The organism is Hydrogenophaga palleronii (genome assembly GCF_031457455.1).
Lineage (GTDB): Bacteria > Pseudomonadota > Gammaproteobacteria > Burkholderiales > Burkholderiaceae_C > Hydrogenophaga > Hydrogenophaga palleronii_A.
Window position 1 is genome coordinate 69,541 of sequence record NZ_JAVDWU010000017.1, and the last position, 16,065, is coordinate 85,605.

Annotated in this window: 14 protein-coding genes; 4 read left to right on the forward strand and 10 right to left on the reverse strand. The window is 65.8% G+C overall.

Annotated features, from left to right (window positions below; translation table 11 throughout):
• Positions 1–14: 14 nt before the first annotated feature.
• Positions 15–1,043 (reverse strand): amino acid ABC transporter substrate-binding protein, encoded by a 1,029-nt coding sequence (locus J2W49_RS25235; protein ID WP_310322552.1) that lies wholly within the window; start codon positions 1,041–1,043, stop codon positions 15–17.
• A 376-nt stretch (positions 1,044–1,419) separates the two neighbouring features.
• Here J2W49_RS25235 and J2W49_RS25240 point away from each other — a divergent pair, with 376 nt between their 5' ends.
• From J2W49_RS25240 to acuI, 3 genes are read left to right on the forward strand one after another with little or no spacing between them, the layout of a single operon-like run.
• Positions 1,420–3,171 (forward strand): long-chain fatty acid--CoA ligase, encoded by a 1,752-nt coding sequence (locus J2W49_RS25240; protein WP_310322554.1) that lies wholly within the window; start codon positions 1,420–1,422, stop codon positions 3,169–3,171.
• Positions 3,172–3,230: 59 nt separating this feature from the next.
• On the forward strand, positions 3,231–3,464 hold the full coding sequence (locus tag J2W49_RS25245) for a hypothetical protein (protein ID WP_310322557.1): 234 nt from the start codon (positions 3,231–3,233) through the stop codon (positions 3,462–3,464).
• Positions 3,465–3,523: 59 nt separating this feature from the next.
• On the forward strand, positions 3,524–4,522 hold the full coding sequence (acuI, locus tag J2W49_RS25250; protein ID WP_310322560.1) for an acrylyl-CoA reductase (NADPH): 999 nt from the start codon (positions 3,524–3,526) through the stop codon (positions 4,520–4,522).
• A gap of 54 nt (positions 4,523–4,576) precedes the next feature.
• Here acuI and J2W49_RS25255 read toward each other — a convergent pair whose 3' ends face one another.
• The 3 genes from J2W49_RS25255 to J2W49_RS25265 form a co-directional block, all read right to left on the reverse strand.
• A complete protein-coding gene (locus tag J2W49_RS25255) occupies positions 4,577–5,539 on the reverse strand; it encodes a Na/Pi cotransporter family protein (RefSeq protein WP_310322564.1) in 963 nt (320 codons plus the stop codon).
• Positions 5,540–5,602: 63 nt separating this feature from the next.
• Positions 5,603–6,475, reverse strand: coding sequence for a DUF2189 domain-containing protein (locus J2W49_RS25260; RefSeq protein WP_310322566.1), 873 nt, complete (start codon positions 6,473–6,475; stop codon positions 5,603–5,605).
• A 68-nt stretch (positions 6,476–6,543) separates the two neighbouring features.
• Complete coding sequence (locus J2W49_RS25265; protein ID WP_310322568.1) at positions 6,544–6,957, reverse strand: bacteriohemerythrin; 414 nt, start codon at positions 6,955–6,957, stop codon at positions 6,544–6,546.
• Positions 6,958–7,113: 156 nt separating this feature from the next.
• On the opposite strand from J2W49_RS25265, the gene J2W49_RS25270 reads away from it, so the two are divergent.
• Positions 7,114–7,854, forward strand: a complete 741-nt coding sequence (locus J2W49_RS25270) for a 2OG-Fe dioxygenase family protein (protein WP_310322571.1) — start codon at positions 7,114–7,116, stop codon at positions 7,852–7,854.
• Positions 7,855–8,058: 204 nt separating this feature from the next.
• On the opposite strand, the gene J2W49_RS25275 is transcribed toward J2W49_RS25270, so the two are convergent.
• The 6 genes from J2W49_RS25275 to J2W49_RS25300 all read right to left on the reverse strand — a co-directional run bounded on the left by J2W49_RS25275 (position 8,059) and on the right by J2W49_RS25300 (position 15,780).
• Positions 8,059–8,973, reverse strand: a complete 915-nt coding sequence (locus tag J2W49_RS25275) for a Fe-Mn family superoxide dismutase (protein WP_310322574.1) — start codon at positions 8,971–8,973, stop codon at positions 8,059–8,061.
• Between the two features lie 9 nt (positions 8,974–8,982).
• Entirely contained in the window at positions 8,983–10,353 is a 1,371-nt protein-coding gene (gene chrA / locus J2W49_RS25280; RefSeq protein WP_310322576.1) for a chromate efflux transporter, read from the reverse strand.
• On the reverse strand, positions 10,350–11,303 hold the full coding sequence (locus tag J2W49_RS25285; protein ID WP_310322578.1) for a chromate resistance protein ChrB domain-containing protein: 954 nt from the start codon (positions 11,301–11,303) through the stop codon (positions 10,350–10,352). The genes chrA and J2W49_RS25285 overlap by 4 nt, the downstream gene beginning before the upstream one ends.
• Before the next feature lie 112 nt (positions 11,304–11,415).
• Positions 11,416–12,651 (reverse strand): efflux RND transporter periplasmic adaptor subunit, encoded by a 1,236-nt coding sequence (locus tag J2W49_RS25290; protein WP_310322580.1) that lies wholly within the window; start codon positions 12,649–12,651, stop codon positions 11,416–11,418.
• On the reverse strand, positions 12,648–15,017 hold the full coding sequence (locus J2W49_RS25295; protein ID WP_310322582.1) for an ABC transporter permease: 2,370 nt from the start codon (positions 15,015–15,017) through the stop codon (positions 12,648–12,650). The genes J2W49_RS25290 and J2W49_RS25295 overlap by 4 nt, the downstream gene beginning before the upstream one ends.
• A gap of 25 nt (positions 15,018–15,042) precedes the next feature.
• Complete coding sequence (locus J2W49_RS25300; RefSeq protein WP_310322584.1) at positions 15,043–15,780, reverse strand: ABC transporter ATP-binding protein; 738 nt, start codon at positions 15,778–15,780, stop codon at positions 15,043–15,045.
• Positions 15,781–16,065: the final 285 nt, after the last annotated feature.

The window sequence follows — 16,065 nt, forward strand, 5'->3', positions numbered from 1 at the left end:
CCCGAGCTGAAAAATCAGCGAGCAGGCATCGGGTACATCAAGCCGCCCTTGTTCCACAGCGCGTTCACGCCACGCGGCAGACCGATGGGGGTGATGTTGCGCTCATAGGACTCGCCGTAGTTGCCCACAGCCTTGACGGCGCGCACGGCCCAGTCCTTGTCCAGGCCCAGCAGCTTGCCCGTGTCTTCGGTGCCGCCGCCCAGCAGACGCAGCACGTTGGGGTTCTTGCTGTCCTTCTTCATGGTTTCCACATTGGCAGCCGTGATGCCCAGCTCTTCGGCTTCCAGCAGCGCGTAGCCCACCCACTTCACAATGGCGAAGAACTCGTCGTCACCGCGGCGAACGGCCGGGCCCAGGGGTTCTTTGGAGATCAGTTCCGGCAGGATCATGTGGTCATCCGGCTTGGCCGCTTCCTTGGAGCGGATCGAGGCCAGGCCCGATGCGTCTGTGGTGTAGGCCTGGCAACGGCCGGCGAAGTAGGCGGCGTTGGTGGCGGCCAGTTCGGCGAACACCACAGGGCGCAGGTTCAGGTTGTTGGCGCGCGAGTAGTCGCTCAGGTTGAGTTCGGTGGTGGTGCCGGACTGCACGCACACCGTGGCACCCTTGAGGTCCTTGGCGCTCTTGACGTTCAGGCTCTTGGGCACCATGAAGCCCTGGCCGTCGAAGAAGTTCACGCCGGTGAAGTGCAGGCCCAGCGTGGCATCGCGGGTCAGGGTCCAGGTGGTGTTGCGGGGCAGCAGGTCCACTTCGCCAGACTGCAGAGCGGTGAAGCGCTGTGCGGCGTTCAGCGGTACATAACGCACCTTGTTGGCGTCTCCCAGCACGGCGGCGGCCACGGAGCGGCACACGTCCACATCAAGCCCGCTCCATTTGCCCTGGCTGTCGGCGGCCGAAAAGCCTGCCAGACCGGTACTGACTCCACATACCAAGGTGCCGCGCGACTTGATCGCGTCCAGGTCCTTGCCAGCGTGGGCAGGCATGCTCACCAGGGTGGCGGCTGCACTCAGGCCCAAGGCGGTCAGTTTCAGGGTTTTCAATTTCATCAGGTCTCTCCAATTTGTGGTTTGGGTGTTGGTCTGTCGGCCCCGTTACGCACCGTAAACGTGCGTAACTTTGCCGCCGAGTGACTGTATCCCCGGCCGAATGGGCCGAGCATCGGGGTTTACGTGGTTGGTTCATGCAAATAAATCATGACGCCATCGCGCCGGCTATTGACCGGCCCCCATTTGACGCTCAAGCAGGTTCCGTGCCAATACATCAAGGCACTTGAGCGAAGCGCAGGGTGGTGCCTTTCCCCAGATTCGGCGCCGCAGCGGGCAGGGGTCACGCGGGCGACAAGGCGGATTTTTGGCCGGGCGAAATGCCACGTATCCTCCCTTGGCAAAAGGGGTGAACCAGCCCTGAAAAAGGAGACATCGCATGACCAGCCCGACGCTTTCCGGGGCAATGCTCGCCCCTGCACTTGAGCCTGAGAGGCCGCACCACCGGTTCTGGCCGAGCCGTCTGCCGCATCGACTGACGCCACCGGCGACCTCGCTCTGGTTCAATCTGCTGGTCAGTGCGCAGCGTTATCCGGACAAGGTGGCGCTGGTTTTTTTTGACCAGGTGCTCACCTACCGTGAGCTTTTTGAACAGGCCGAGCGCATGGCGGCACACCTGCATGCCCAGGGCGTGCGCTCCGGTGACCGGGTGATCCTGCTGATGCAGAACTGTCCCCAGTGGGTGGTGGCGCACTTTGCGATCCTGCGTGCCAATGCCGTGGTGGTGCCGGTCAACCCCATGAACCGGGCCGAGGAGCTCAAGCACTACATCACCGACCCGGACGCGCGCGTGGCCGTGGCCGCCGCCGATCTGGCACCGGACCTGCTGCAGGCCAATGCCGAACTGCCCGAAAACCAGCGCCTGCGACACCTGGTGGTGGCCCATTACCACGACGCCATGGGGCCGGAGGCCGACGTGCCGCCGGCCTGGACCAGCTGGTTGCAGCAGCGGCATGCCACGCCCGCACTGCCCGATGGCACGGTGGCCGACTGGGCCAACGCGCTGGCCTGCTCCGACCCTCCACCCGCACACGACCGCACGCCCGAGCACCTGTCGGTGCTGCCCTACACCAGCGGTACCACCGGCCTGCCCAAGGGCTGCATGCACACCCATGCCAGCGTGATGCACAACGCGGTGGCCGGCAGCGTGTGGAGCAACGGCACCGCAGAGAACATCGGGTTGCTGGTGGTGCCCATGTTTCACATCACCGGCATGGTGGCGGGCATGCACAGCGGGGTGTACGCAGGCGCCACGCTGGTGATCATGCCGCGCTGGGATCGCGAACTGGCGGGCCGCCTGATCTCGCGCTGGCGGGTCACCCACTGGGCCAACATACCCACCATGGTGATCGACCTGCTGGCCAGCCCGAACTTTGCGCAGTTCGACCTGTCCAGCCTGAAGGTCATTGGCGGTGGCGGCGCGGCGATGCCACAAGCCGTGGCGCAGCGCCTGTTTGAACAATACGGGTTGCGTTACTCGGAAGGCTACGGGCTGACCGAAACCGCAGCCCCTTCCCACAACAACCCACCCGACGCACCCAAGCAACAGTGCCTGGGCATTCCCTTCATGAGCGCCGATGCGCGCGTGGTCGACCCCGACACACTCAAGGAAATGCCGGTGGGAGAGACAGGCGAAATCATCATTCGCGGCCCCATGGTGTTTGCCGGCTACTGGAAGCGACCCGAAGCCACCGAGGCCGCGTTCGTCACCTTTGAAGGCGAGCGCTATTTCCGTTCGGGCGACCTGGGACGTGTCGACGAAGACGGCTATTTCTTCATCACCGATCGCCTCAAGCGCATGATCAATGCCAGCGGCTTCAAGGTCTGGCCGGCCGAGGTGGAAACGCTGATGTTCCGCCACCCGGCCATCGCCGAGGCCTGTGTGATCGCCACCCACGACGACTACCGGGGTGAGAGCGTGAAGGCCGTCGTGGTGCTGCGCGATGCAGCGCGCGGACACACCACCGAGCAGGACATCGTGGACTGGTGCCGCGAACACATGGCGGTGTACAAATGTCCGCGCACGGTGTCCTTTGTGGATGCTTTGCCCAAGAGCGGCAGTGGCAAGGTGATGTGGCGCCTGCTGCAGGAGCAGGAGTCTGCCAAAGCCGCCTCAGGCACCGCACAGTGACGCCGGCCTGTCCGTCGCCCCGGGATCGACGCTCGAAAAACCATGTGATCATCCGGTGCATGCAATTTGAATGGCAATCGGTCTCCAGGCTCTGGCAGCCCCGTCGCGGCCTGTTCTGGGCCATGGTGGCACTCAATATCCTGTCCTCGGCCATCGTCTGGTTCATTCACCTGGCCGAGCCGGCCGACGGCCTGCGCTGGCTGCTGAGCCTGCTGGCCTTGACCAACGCCGGTCTGGGCTGGTGGCTGGCCGTGCGCCTGTGGCGTGAAGGGTCGGAGCATGAAGCGCCCTGAGGATTTTTTTTTAGCGCCACCACGCCTCTCTGTCGCCACCACCACATCAAGGAGACAACATGTTCAAAGCCCTGCTGATCACCAAACCTGCCAGCGGCTACCGCTGCGCCGTGACCGAGCTTGAAGAGGCCGAGTTGCCCTCGTCGGGCGACGTGACCGTGGCGGTGGAACATTCCACCATCAACTACAAGGACGGCTTGGCCATCACCGGCCGCTCACCGGTGGTGCGCAGCTTTCCCATGGTGCCTGGCATTGACTTCGCCGGGACCGTGCTTGAGAGCCAGCACCCACGCTGGGCGGTGGGCGACAAGGTGTTGCTCAATGGTTTTGGTGTGGGAGAAACGCACTGGGGCGGCCTGGCGCAACTGGCGCGGGTCAAGGGCGACTGGCTGGTGGCCTTGCCCAAAGTCTTCAGTGCGCGCGATGCGATGGCCATCGGTACGGCTGGCTACACAGCGATGCTTTGTGTGCAGGCTTTGCAAACTCACTGGGCTTCAGCGGGTGTGGCGCCAGGCAGCGGCGAGGTGTTGGTCACGGGAGCCAATGGCGGCGTGGGCAGCGTGGCAATCACCTTGCTCGCCCAACTGGGGCACACCGTGGTGGCCTCCACAGGCCGGCCGGAAGAGGCCGCCTACCTCAAGGGACTGGGCGCGACCGAAGTGATGGAGCGTGGTCCGCTGGGGGAGCCCGGCAAGCCGCTGCAAAAAGAACGCTGGATCGGCGTGATCGACTCGGTGGGCAGCCACACGCTGGCAAACGCCTGCGCGAGCACGCGCTACGGCGGCGCCGTGGCAGCCTGTGGCCTGGCGCAGGGCATGGATCTGCCAGCCAGCGTGGCACCCTTCATCCTGCGTGGCGTGACGCTCTACGGCATTGACAGCGTGATGGCGCCCATGGCCCGACGCGAAGCGGCGTGGAGCCAGCTCGCGGCCCAGCTCAGCCACAAGAAGCTGGCAGCGTTCACTCGGGAAATCGGCCTGGCCGATGCCATCGACTCGGCCAGCGACATCCTGGCGGGCAAGGTGCGCGGCCGTCTGGTGGTGAACGTGAATGATTGACCCGCAGAAGGCCGACATCTCCAGGCGGCTCTGCGGCAGAGAAACCGCGAATTTTCACACCGGGGCATTCAGCGCCGATGGTGTGGGCTCACCCGGCGGCGCAAAACGCCGCCCCATCCAGCCGGTGAACGGCAGGAACAGCAAGGCCACCCCCAGGTTGAAGGCCAGGTTGGCGATCGCCACGGCCTGACCCGGGCTACCACCGGTGCGCACCGCCCATTCGCCGAACGGCGTGATGAAAGGCAGCATGAGCCCCACGCCGATCGCGTTGAACATCAGGTTCATCTGTGCGGTGCGCCGCGCAAACCTGTCCATGGGGATGCTGGCGATCAGGCCCGTGGCGGTGGTGCCCAACGAGGCGCCGACCACCACCGCCACCGCACCCAGGGGCACCAGCACGCCCTGCTGCACCAACACGATCGCCAGTCCGCTGACCACGCTGCTGGACTGCAGCACCACCGTCATCACCACGCCCAGCAGCACGCCCAGCAAGGGGGCTTGCGCCTGCGCCAGCAGGTCGAGCATCCAGGGTGCCTGCCGCAGCGGCTCCAGCGAGCTGCTGACGAGGTCGAGTGCGAAGAAGATGAAACCGAAATAGAAGATGGCCCGTCCCACCACCCGGATCGAAAAAGGCAGCATGGTCAACAGGCCGCCCAGGACGATCAGGTAGGGGCCGATGTGGGTGAGCTCGTACGACACCAGCCAGGCCGTGGACGTGGTGCCCACCTTGGCGCCCAGCAGCACCGCCAGACTGCCCGCAAAGCTCAACGTACCGGCGTTGACCAGTGCCACCACCAATGCACTCACCGCGCTGCTGGACTGCACCACCGCCGTGACGCTGGCACCCAGTGCGAATCCTCCCAGCCGGTTGTGCGTGGCCAGCCCGAGCCACCGGGGGAGGCGGTCGCTGCCGATGGTTTGCAGTTCCTTGCTGAAGTGCTCCAGTCCGTAGAGGAAGAGCAGCAGGGCACTGAGTATCAGCACCGCATACTGGAATTGGCTGTAGGGCAGGGTCATGGTCACGCGAGCATACATAAGGCCCACGGCACGTGTCTGCCGGGCAGGTGCCGTGTGGCGCTTTCAGGAAGCCGCGGTGGGAGGCGGCACGATGTGGCGGTAGGCGTGCCAGGTGGCGTGCCCGATCACGGGCCCGATCACGAACAGGCCCAGGAACAGCGGCAGCATGGCCAGCGCCACGAGCAAGGTGATCAGTGCACCCCACAGCAGCATCACCCCCGGGTTCCGCAGACAGGCGCGGATGCTGGTGAGCCCGGCGGAAATGGCGTCGACCTGACGGTCCATGATCATGGGGATGGAGATCACGCTGGTGACGAAGATCAGCCCCGCGAACAGGCTACCCACCACGGTGTAGGTGATCAGGAACCCGATGTTTTCCGGGTTGATGAGCTGTGGCAACAGCTTCTCGGTGGACGGCATGGTGTTGAAGGTGACGGCAAACACCACCAGTGAGGCCCGCCCCCACAACAGTTCCAGAATCAGCAGTACACCGGCAAAGATACCCATGGTGCCCTTGGTGGGCCGCCAGGCCAGCAACGAGGCCCTGAGCGACGGCCGGTGCGACTGCGTCTGCATCGCCTTGCTGGCGTCGTACAGCCCCAGACAGAGAAAGGGGCCCATCAGCAGAAAACCGGCACTCAATGCCAGCACATAGGCCGGTGCGTTCTGGAACACCGCCAGCAGCGCATGGCCCATCGCAAAAAAGCACAGGCCGTAAAACAGGCCGATGCGCGGGCAGCGTTTGAAGTCTGCCCAGCCCAGGCGCAACCAATGAAAAGGATCGGCCACGCTCAGGCTGGCCAGAGGCAGGGAGAAAACCGAGGGCGTGCGCTGTCGCTCTGCCTCCCGGCGGGCCAGCAAGCGGGCGCTTTCACTGAGCTCTTCGGTCGGTTGTGCCGACATTTCTGTGGATTCGGCTTCAGCAGCATCGGCCATGGAGAGTCTCCTGTCTGGCCAAATATATACCGAGGCCAGCGCCGCCGTCAGCGACGGTTTCACATGGTTTACCCCATCCCGCTGGGCGGCCTGGAATCGTCCTGGCGCCGCATGTGCAGCGCAAGCGCGGCATCCATCGACTGGGTGTGCTTGATGAACCAGGCGCCCAGCTCGCTGGCCATCTCACGCACAGGCGCCAGTTGCCCGCCTCGCGCCATCGCTGCGCCTTCGCGAAGCAGATTGAGCACCACGTGGTGCTGCAGCAGGTGGTTGCTGGCGGACGCAAAGCGGGTCGCTCGCATCCACAGGTCTTCCTCGGCAAATTGTTTTTCCATGTGGGCCAGCACAGCGCTCCACGCCGTCGGCAGCGCTTCGTCGGTCGCGCTCTGTGCCTGCGCGAGCAGGTCCACGAGCGTGCGGTGTGCGGTGTCCATCGGTGCAAAGTCGAGCTCCAAGGCCTCCGACCATTCGACAGTTTCCATCTTGTCCTCGTGCGGGGTTGGCAGGGGTGTTGCCGACAGCTTGACAGTGCGTCACCGATGGGGTTTTGATCCAGCGCAGGAACTGGGCACTCAAGTCAGGCCAGGGCTTGGTGTTTTCCCTGAAGTCGATCGGGTTGCCCGCTAAACTGGGCGGCCATGACCAGCGAATTCCAACCACCCTACGTGCCCCTGTCCGACATGGACAGACAACTCCAGACCCACGGGTTTGCGCTCATCAGCGCAGACAGCGTCAAGACCTGGCTGGACGCGTCCACGGCCGATCTGGACCACCTGCACCAGGCGTGGGACGACTTGCCACCCGATGAGTACCTGAAGGACGGCGGGCGCTACCGGCGCAGACGGCACAGCTGCTTCACCGTGACCGACGGCCAGGTGGCGCAGGCGCCGCATCGCGCACACTGGCAACCGCTGGAATACAACGCCTTGCACGGCGGCATGCAGCGCTGGTTTGAGCCCATGCCCGCAGATATGGTGGCGCAGCCGGTGTGGAACCGGGTGCTGGCACGCATTGGTGACGCCGCCACAGCCTTGCGCGGGCCACGAACCTGGTTCGTGGAGGCCCATCCGTTTCGCATCGACACCACCGACGGCATCGGTCGGCCCACGCCTGAGGGTGCGCACCGCGACGGTGTGGATCTGGTGGCGGTGTTCATGGTGAACCGCCATCGGATCAAAGGAGGTGAGAGCCGTGTGTTCGAGGCCAACGGCCCGAGCGGTCAACGTTTCACGCTGCGCGAGCCCTGGTCGCTATTGCTGCTGGACGATGCGCGCGTGATCCACGAAAGCACGCCGATCCAGCCCCTGGACAGCGATGCGCTGGGCTGGCGGGACACGCTGGTGCTGACCTACCGGTCAGATGGATTTCAAGGTGGTTAGGGCGAACACCCCCCGCCGCGCTGTCGGGCGACCCCCTCTCTTCGCCTTCGGCGGGAGGGGGGCGACACCCGAGGCCCGGCAAAGCGGGTTCCACGGTGTCCCTGGATGAAGTCATCGTGGCCTCAGATGCCGTTTGATTGACGCGAACTGTTGAGGTGCAAGGGTTGGCGCGCACGGCCCAGTATGCATTTGGGCCTTCCCTGCTCAGGACGGTTCAGCCTTCAATTGTGTTGGCTGACCTACAGCCTTCCAGGCCTCAAATCCACCCCGGAGGTAGCGGGCGTTCAGACCGGCCGAGCGCAAGCGCAGGGCCGTGGCCCGGCTGACTTCATGGCCGTAGACGCAATAGACAACCACCTCGCGGTCGGCGGGCAGTTCGTTGGCCCAGTGGCCGACGGCCGCCGGGTCGCGCCACTGGGCGCCTGCGATAAGCGTGGCTGCCTGCTCGTACACACCTGCACGGCGCACGTCCACCATCAGGGCATCGCCGACATCGTCTGCCGTGCGGCCCAACGGCTCGCTCGCCGCGTGCACAGCCTGCTGGTAGCGTGCGTGCACCTGCGCCCAGTCGATGTTGGCCATGAAGGCATCCACGTAGGCGCTGGCCGCAGCGCCGAAGTCCAGGTGGTAGGCGTGTTCGTACATGTCCAGTGCGAGGATGGGCACACCACCCGCCAGCACATGGGTGTGGTCGGCGGCCCATTGGTTGACCAGGGTGCCATCGCGCGGCTGGAACACCAGCAGCATCCAGCCTGAGCCGCCACCCAGCGCCTTGGCGCAGGCCGTGAACTCTTCGCGCCATCGCTCGACACTGCCGAAGTTGGCGCTCAGCGCGAGCTGGCAGGCGGGCGCCATGGTCTGCCCGTCGCCGCCCAGGCTGGCAAAGTACAACTCGTGCAGCCACATCGAGTTGGCGGCGATCAGTTCTTCGCGCTTCAATCCGTTGAGCTCGAAGCCCGGTGCGTTGGTGAACGACGTGCCAGCGAGCTGGTGGCGGATGGCGTTGAGCCGCTTGACGGTGCCACCGTAATTGTTCTGGTGGTGGCTCTGCAGCAGTCTGGCTGAAAGCCCGACCAATGCCGCCGGATCGAAAGGCAGGGGTTGAATGTGAGTGTCCATTGTGAGCCTTTATTGAAGCCGGGGAAGAAACCAACTCGCCGCCAGCCCGATGGCGGCGCAGGCACCGAGCAGGGGCATCACGCCGACCTTGAACCGGAACAAGGCCACGGCGGCGGCCACGGCGATGACTGCTGACAGCACATCGAAGGACCCGCTGAAACCAGAAGGCCACAGCACGTGGTACGCAAAGAACAGGGCCAGGTTGAGGATCACGCCCACCACGGCGGCGGTGATGGCCGACAGCGGCGCCGTGAAGCCCAGTTTGCCGTGCGTGGCCTCGACCATCGGTCCGCCGACCAGAATGAAAAGAAAGGACGGCAGGAAGGTGAAGAAGGTGACCACGGTGGCCGCCAGGGCACCGCCCAGGAACAGCGCTTCCGGCCCCAGTGCCTCCTTGACCCAGCCGCCCACAAAGGCGACGAACGCCACCACCATGATCAGCGGTCCCGGTGTGGATTCGCCCAGCGCCAGGCCGTCGATCATCTGCGGGCCGCTGAGCCACTGGTGAGTGTCGACAGCGCCCTGGTACACATACGGCAGGACGGCGTAAGCGCCGCCGAAGGTGACCAGCGCCGCCTTGGTGAAGAACCAGCCCATCTGCGTGAGCGTGCCTTCCAGACCGTTGAAGGCCACCAGTGCCCCCATGGCCAGCAACCACAGGCCCACACCGGTCCCCAGCACCTTCGCTGTGTGGCTGCGCGAGAAGCGGGCGTGTGCTGGCGGGGGCGTGTCGTCGCTGATGAACGCTGCCCCATGTCCATTGGCAGCGCTGCCGTGTCCACCACCCAAGGCGAAAACCTGCGGCCACTGCTTCGCGCCGAAATGTCCCACCAGGGCGGCCGCCAGCACGATGGCGGGAAACGGGGTGCTGAAGCCGAAGATGGCCACGAAAGAGGCCGCAGCGATGGCCCACATCCAACCATTCTTCAGCGCCCGCGTGCCAATGCGGTGCGCCGCGTGCAGCACGATCGCCGTCACGGCCGGCTTCAGCCCGAAGAAGATGCCGGCGACCACGGGCACATCGCCAAAGCGCAGGTAGATCCACGACAGCGTGATCAGGATGAACAGCGAAGGCAGCACGAACAAGGCACCGGCCACGATGCCGCCCCAGGTGCGGTGCATCAGCCAGCCGATGTAGGTGGCCAGTTGCTGTGCTTCTGGCCCGGGCAGCAGCATGCAGTAGTTCAAGGCATGCAGGAACCGCTTCTCGCTGATCCAGCGGCGGCGCTCCACCAGTTCGGCGTGCATGATGGCGATCTGCCCGGCCGGCCCGCCAAAACTGATGAAGCCCAGCTTGAGCCAGAACTTGAATGCCTCGGCGAAGCTCACCGAAGCGGGCGCCTGGTCGTCGGCAGCGAGGGCTGAGGGGGTGGACTTCATGCGGTGGTTCCATTCCCGTTGGAGGGTGACGCATACAAGGCGTCGAAGACAGCAGCAGCGGCGGCCACCAGTGCATCGTCGTTGGCATGCAGTTCGCGCAGCCCGCCCAGTACGCTTTCCAGCCCGGCGGCCTCGGGCACGGGTATGCCGCCGGCGTCCAGAAAATGCACCGCGCCGGCGATGCGCTGCAGCCGGGCATCGTGGTCCAGGCCAAAGGCGGCGATCAGGACCTCAAACGTCACCCGTGCGCCCACGTGCGTGAAGCGCGCGCCGTCGTAGTCAAAACCCAGAGCGCCCCGTGGCGCGGGCGAGGTGGTCGGGTCGTTCAACCAGATGAACCGGGCCTGTGGGTCGATGAAACGGCGGATCAGCCAGGCACAGGCCAGCCGGTCCACCCAGGGCCGTGCGCGGGTGGCCCAGCGTTTGCCCTGGAACTTGCGGGCGTCGAGCCGTTCGATGCCGTGGTCCACCTGGGGCCGTGGCTCACCCTTGGAGAACCGGGCGTCCAGCGCCTGGCGCAGCGCGTCCAGTTCGGATCGCGCCTGGTCTGCGGCCGCACCCGGGAAGTAGTCGATGCGCTGCAGCCCGTGCAAGGCCTCTGCCACGGCGCGCCAGCGCCTGCGGGCCTCTGTTTCACCCAGCGTGGGCAGTTCAGACTGAAGCGCTGTGGCAGTGTCGCGCCACTGCGCGTAGGCCTCCGTGCGATCGAACAGGGCGAGCAGTTCGTCGCGCTGCGCGTCGTCTTTCGGAGACAAGGACAAGACCATGGCTGTGCCGCCGTGCTCACGCACTTCGGCAGCCAGGGGTTCAAAAAGTGCTGCGTGCTCTGAGGGCAGCAGATAGGCGCCATCTCGCAATGCACCACAGCCCAGGGTCTTGAGTGAGCGCCAGACACGCACCCGAACGGCGTTGGGCTGGGTGGGCAGCGTGAGGATGAGAATGGCCAACATGGTGTGTAATATACACCACGTTTTAAGTTATAGATATTTCAAATGTATTTTGAGGCTGGAACTGAGCCTTGATGAGGCTACGCCTCACTCCCTTGTCTGATGAGGCTACGCCTCACTCCCTTGTCTTCACCCGCTGACCTGCCTGAATGGTGGTACCAGGGTAGAGCACGACCTGATCGCCTTGCTTCACGCTGTCTTGCGCGCCGCTGTTCACCCGGGCCATGTCGGCGTTGCGGTCCAGCACGGTGACGGGTTTGGCCAGGGTGTGACCGTCTTTGACCACCAGCACGCGCCATTGATCGGCGTCCCGCACCAGGGCGGCCGTGGGCACGAGCAGGGCATCATCGTGTGACGACACGGTGATGCGGGCGTCGACCCGGTAGCCTTCACCCAGCGCGGTGCCGGTGGCCAGCTCTGGGGCCGTCGCTTCAACGACCACGTTCACCCGCTGTTCTTCGATGCCCAGCGCAGACACCTTGGTGAAGGCCACCGGTTCGATGCGACTCACGCGGCCCTGCAGGGGGGGCGAGGCGGCGCCCAGTGTCAACGCAACCTCGGCGCCTGCAGGAATGCGCGGCACGTCGGTCGAGAGCACGTCGATCACCGCTTCGATGGCGCGGGTGTCGCCAATGTCCAGCAAGGCCTGTCCCGCCTGCACGGTCACGGCGCTGTCCTGGTGCAGCTTGATCACCTGGCCGCTGACGGGGCTGCGCAATTGCCACAGCCCAGCGGTGCGTGTGCCTGTGGTGGGCTCAGACTGCGCCAGCGCGGCGCGGGCCTCGGCCAGGGCGAATTCGGCGGCCCGCACCTCGGCGCGGCCGGCCTCCAGCGCCTGTTGCGCAGAGCGCAGGGCCAGGGCGGTCTGGTCGCGCGCAGAAGGCGCGATGAACTGGTCCTGGGCAAGCTTTTCTGCGCGCTCGGCTTCCAGGGCGGCTTGTGCCTGTGCGGTCTGCAGCCGCTGCAATTGGGCGGCTGCCGCGCGGCGCATGGCGTCTGCGCTGCCCACGCGCTGTTGCAGCACCACCCGGGTGCGCGCGTCGATCATCTGGGGTGCAGCGGGTGCCAGCGTGGCCACCACGTCGCCGGCCTGCACCGCATCACCCACCTTCAGGGTGGGGCGCAGCAGTTCTGCTTGCGTGGGTGCTGCGATCACGTAGCGCTGCTTCAGCCGCAACTGGCCGTCTTCTTCAAGCACCTGCTCAAAGCGGCCTACCGACACACTCGCCACCTCCACTTGCATCGGCCTGGGCTGAAAGGCCCAGATGGCCAGCCCCACCACCACCACGGCGGCCAGGGCCCAGGGTGCCCAGCGGCGCAGTCCGCCGGTTCGGTTCTTGTTGGTGTTCATTCGCGTACTTTCAAAACGGCCACCAGGTCCAGCCGGTCGATCTGGCGGCGCACCATGAGTGCGCTCACCACACCGGCGGCCAGCACGATCAGCGCAGCCATGGCATAAGTCGATGGTTCGATGACCACCGGGAAGTCGATGCTGTCGGACGACATCAGGCGCATCATCAGTGTGGCCAGCGCCCAGCCGGCCACGCAGCCGATGGGCAGGGCCACCAGGAGCTCCACCGCCAGTTGGCCCAGCAACAGCACCGACACCTCGGCCCGCGTCATGCCCAGCACCCGCAGGCTGGCCAGTTCCCAGGCCCGCTCAGAGAGCGTGATGCGCGCGGCGTTGTAGACGATGCCCACGGCCATGGCCACCGCGAACAGCGTGAGGATGCCGCTGAACACGCCCATGTTGCGCGAAGTGGTCTCGTTGAAGCTGGCCATGGTGCCCGCCTTGTCGAACACGGCGTTGATCAGCGGTGCGTTCTTCACCGCGCCCCAGAACGCCGGCATGGCCTGCGGGTCCACCTGCAGTGCGGCTTCGCCTGCACCCGCGCCGTCGCGCGACAACCGGTTCAGTGCATCCAGCCGCATGAAGGCCTGCTTGCCCATCATCGTGTGAACGGTGTCCACCACCGCCACGCTGGCAAACGTCTGGCTCCAGAGCCGGAATTCCACCTCCACCCGGTCGCCCGTGCGCGCTCCGATGGAGCGTGCCAGCAGCGACGAGATCACCAGACCGCCATCTGGCAGCGCCACAGGACCGCGCTTTTCGTCCACCACGCGAAACAGCTGCGCGTCGTCCACCAGCCCCAGGATGGCAGCATCTTCGCTGCGTCCGCGCAGGTGCATGCGCACCGGCTCCGTTCGATACGGTTCGGCGTCAATCACACCGGGCAGGCGCCGCAGGTCGTTTGTCACCGACAAGGGCACCGGCCGGTCGAAACTCACCATCACATCACCCTGCTGCACGAGGCGGAACTGGGTGTCCACGATGTGGGCAATGGCGTCAAGCCAGAAGGCGCCTGAGATCTGTAAGGCCACCGCCAGTGCGATGCCGGTCACCGTGAAGGCCGCGCGCAGCGGGCGGCGTTCGAAGTTGCGGATCACCATGAGCGCACCGGTGCGCACAAAGCGGCCCAGGCCCAGTCGCTCCACCAGCGTGCGGCGGTAGGTGGGCGGTGATGGGGGCTGCATGGCCTGCGCGGGTTTGAGTCGCACCACGGCGTGAATGGCGGTCCAGGTGCCCAGGGCCGCAGCGCCCGCAGTGATGCCGGCGGCCACCGCCACCAGCCAGGGCGTGGTCACGTAGGCCAGCTGGTTGAAACGGAAGACCTCGTCGTACAGACCCAGCATGAGCTGGCCAATCCACAGGCTCAGGCCCAGACCGGCCAGCGCCCCCAGGCCCGCGATCACCATGGCCAGCTGGATGTAGTGCCAGGCGATGGCGCCGTCGCCATAACCCAGGGCCTTCAGCGCGGCAATCTGGCTGCGCTGAGTGGCTACTTGCCGGCTGATCACCACGTTGAGAATGAACATGGCCACGGCAAGGAAGATCGCCGGCAGCACAGTGCCCATCACCTTGAGCTGAGCCAGCTCGTCGCTCACGATCTTGGCCGAGAGCTGCTGGTCGCGGCCCACGGCACCGAGCGTGCCGAACGGGTCCAGCAGCCGGTCCGCCTGGTCTTTCACTGCGGGCACGGAAGCGCCTGCGTCCAAACGCATCGACACCTGGTTGAAGGCGCCCTGCATGTCGGCCGCGTGCACCATGCGTTCATGGTCGATCCACCAGATGCCGAAGGTTTGATCGTCGGGCGCGCCGCCGCGCGAGGCAAACACGTATTCGGGCGAAATGGCGGTGCCCACGATGTGCACCAGCTCCAGCTGGCCATTGAGGATGGCTCGCACGCTCTGGCCCGGTTTCAGCCCGCGTGCGGTGGCAAAGCGGTCGCTCACCACGGCTTCCAGCTGGTGACCGCGCTCGGGCCAGCGGCCGTTGCGCAAGCTGAGCGTGTTCAGTCCCTGGCGCCGGGCATGCACCTGGGCAAGGTCCAGCCCGATGAAGCGTCCGGTGACGGGGGCATCAGCATCGGGCAACGCAATCTGCGCGTCCATGGTCACATCCAGCCGCACTTCGGCCACGCCCTCGATGGCCTCCAGGCGCTGGCGCAGGTGCAAGGGCGCGCGCTTGACAGTGGCGAACACGTCGGCCAGGCGGTTGTCGCGGTAGAAGCTGTCGCGCGAGGATTGCAGCGATTCGTGCACCGAGAACATGCCCACAAACCCGGCCACGCCAATGGCTACCACCACGGCAATGGTGATGGCCTGGGTGCGCAGGCGGCGCAGGTCGCGCCAGAGCTTGATGTCCAGGGCTTTCATGCGTGATCGGATGGGTACATCGTCCTCACCATTTGAGCGTGGACGCCGCCACCTTGTGCTCATTCACACGCGCGTCCACGATGCGGCCGTCGGCCAGGCGCAGCACGCGGTCCGCCATGTCGGCGATGGGTGCGTTGTGCGTGATCACCACGGTGGTGGTGCCCAGTGTGCGGTTCACGTGTTCGATCGCCTGCAACACCATCACACCGGTGGCGCAATCGAGGGCGCCGGTGGGTTCGTCGCACAGCAGCACCGCGGGTCGCTTGGCGATGGCGCGGGCGATGGCCACGCGCTGCTGTTCGCCGCCAGAGAGCTGGGAGACGAAGTGATTCATGCGCCCCTCCAGACCCACCAGAGCCAGGGCCTCTTCCGGTGGCATGGGGTCGTCGGCCAGGTCGGTCACCAGCATCACGTTTTCCAGCGCCGTGAGGCTGGGGATCAGGTTGTAGAACTGGAACACGAAGCCCACGTGTTCACGCCGGTAGCGCGTGAGTTCGGCGTCGCTGGCGCCGGTGAGTTCGTGCGTTTGTCCCTGGTGCGTCCAGCGGGCGGTGCCATCGCTGGGGCTGTCGAGCCCACCCAGGATGTTGAGCAGAGTGGACTTGCCGCTGCCCGAAGCGCCGAGCAGCACCACAAATTCACCGCGCACGATGTCAAGGTCCACGCCGCGCAAGGCGTGCACCGCAGTGGGGCCTTCACCGTAGACCTTGGTCAGGCCCTGGGCGGAAAAAACGGGGTCGGTCTTGGGCGAAGGGTTGGTCATCACGGTCTGCGCCTGGGGAGCGGCGGGTTGGGGTCTGGGCGGGATCCCGTACCAGGTGTACAGCCGTGAATCCTCCCGCTCGTCATCATGGACACATTCGACCACCAAATCCAGCGGGCACACTTGACCTCAGTCAACGCAGGGTGGCACAGGGCGCGGCGCTGGCGCGGCAGCGCTACGGCGCCCGGACCCCCGCGGAAGAGCCCGGCGCCCGGGCGCCCCCCGCCCCCCCCCCCGAGCCCCGGGACCACCGGGGGGAAGCCGCCACACGGGGGGACTGGGGCC

Bases quoted from the DNA above. Each gene is read 5' to 3' on its own strand.
- J2W49_RS25300 (WP_310322584.1), bottom strand. From the start codon at position 15,780: ATGACCAACCCTTCGCCCAAGACCGACCCCGTTTTTTCCGCCCAGGGC.
- chrA (WP_310322576.1), bottom strand. From the start codon at position 10,353: ATGAAGTCCACCCCCTCAGCCCTCGCTGCCGACGACCAGGCGCCCGCT.
- J2W49_RS25245 (WP_310322557.1), top strand. From the start codon at position 3,231: ATGCAATTTGAATGGCAATCGGTCTCCAGGCTCTGGCAGCCCCGTCGC.
- J2W49_RS25260 (WP_310322566.1), bottom strand. From the start codon at position 6,475: ATGGCCGATGCTGCTGAAGCCGAATCCACAGAAATGTCGGCACAACCG.
- acuI (WP_310322560.1), top strand. From the start codon at position 3,524: ATGTTCAAAGCCCTGCTGATCACCAAACCTGCCAGCGGCTACCGCTGC.
- J2W49_RS25255 (WP_310322564.1), bottom strand. From the start codon at position 5,539: ATGACCCTGCCCTACAGCCAATTCCAGTATGCGGTGCTGATACTCAGT.
- J2W49_RS25290 (WP_310322580.1), bottom strand. From the start codon at position 12,651: ATGAACACCAACAAGAACCGAACCGGCGGACTGCGCCGCTGGGCACCC.
- J2W49_RS25240 (WP_310322554.1), top strand. From the start codon at position 1,420: ATGACCAGCCCGACGCTTTCCGGGGCAATGCTCGCCCCTGCACTTGAG.
- J2W49_RS25275 (WP_310322574.1), bottom strand. From the start codon at position 8,973: ATGGACACTCACATTCAACCCCTGCCTTTCGATCCGGCGGCATTGGTC.
- J2W49_RS25235 (WP_310322552.1), bottom strand. From the start codon at position 1,043: ATGAAATTGAAAACCCTGAAACTGACCGCCTTGGGCCTGAGTGCAGCC.
- J2W49_RS25285 (WP_310322578.1), bottom strand. From the start codon at position 11,303: ATGTTGGCCATTCTCATCCTCACGCTGCCCACCCAGCCCAACGCCGTT.
- J2W49_RS25265 (WP_310322568.1), bottom strand. From the start codon at position 6,957: ATGGAAACTGTCGAATGGTCGGAGGCCTTGGAGCTCGACTTTGCACCG.
- J2W49_RS25270 (WP_310322571.1), top strand. From the start codon at position 7,114: ATGACCAGCGAATTCCAACCACCCTACGTGCCCCTGTCCGACATGGAC.
- J2W49_RS25295 (WP_310322582.1), bottom strand. From the start codon at position 15,017: ATGAAAGCCCTGGACATCAAGCTCTGGCGCGACCTGCGCCGCCTGCGC.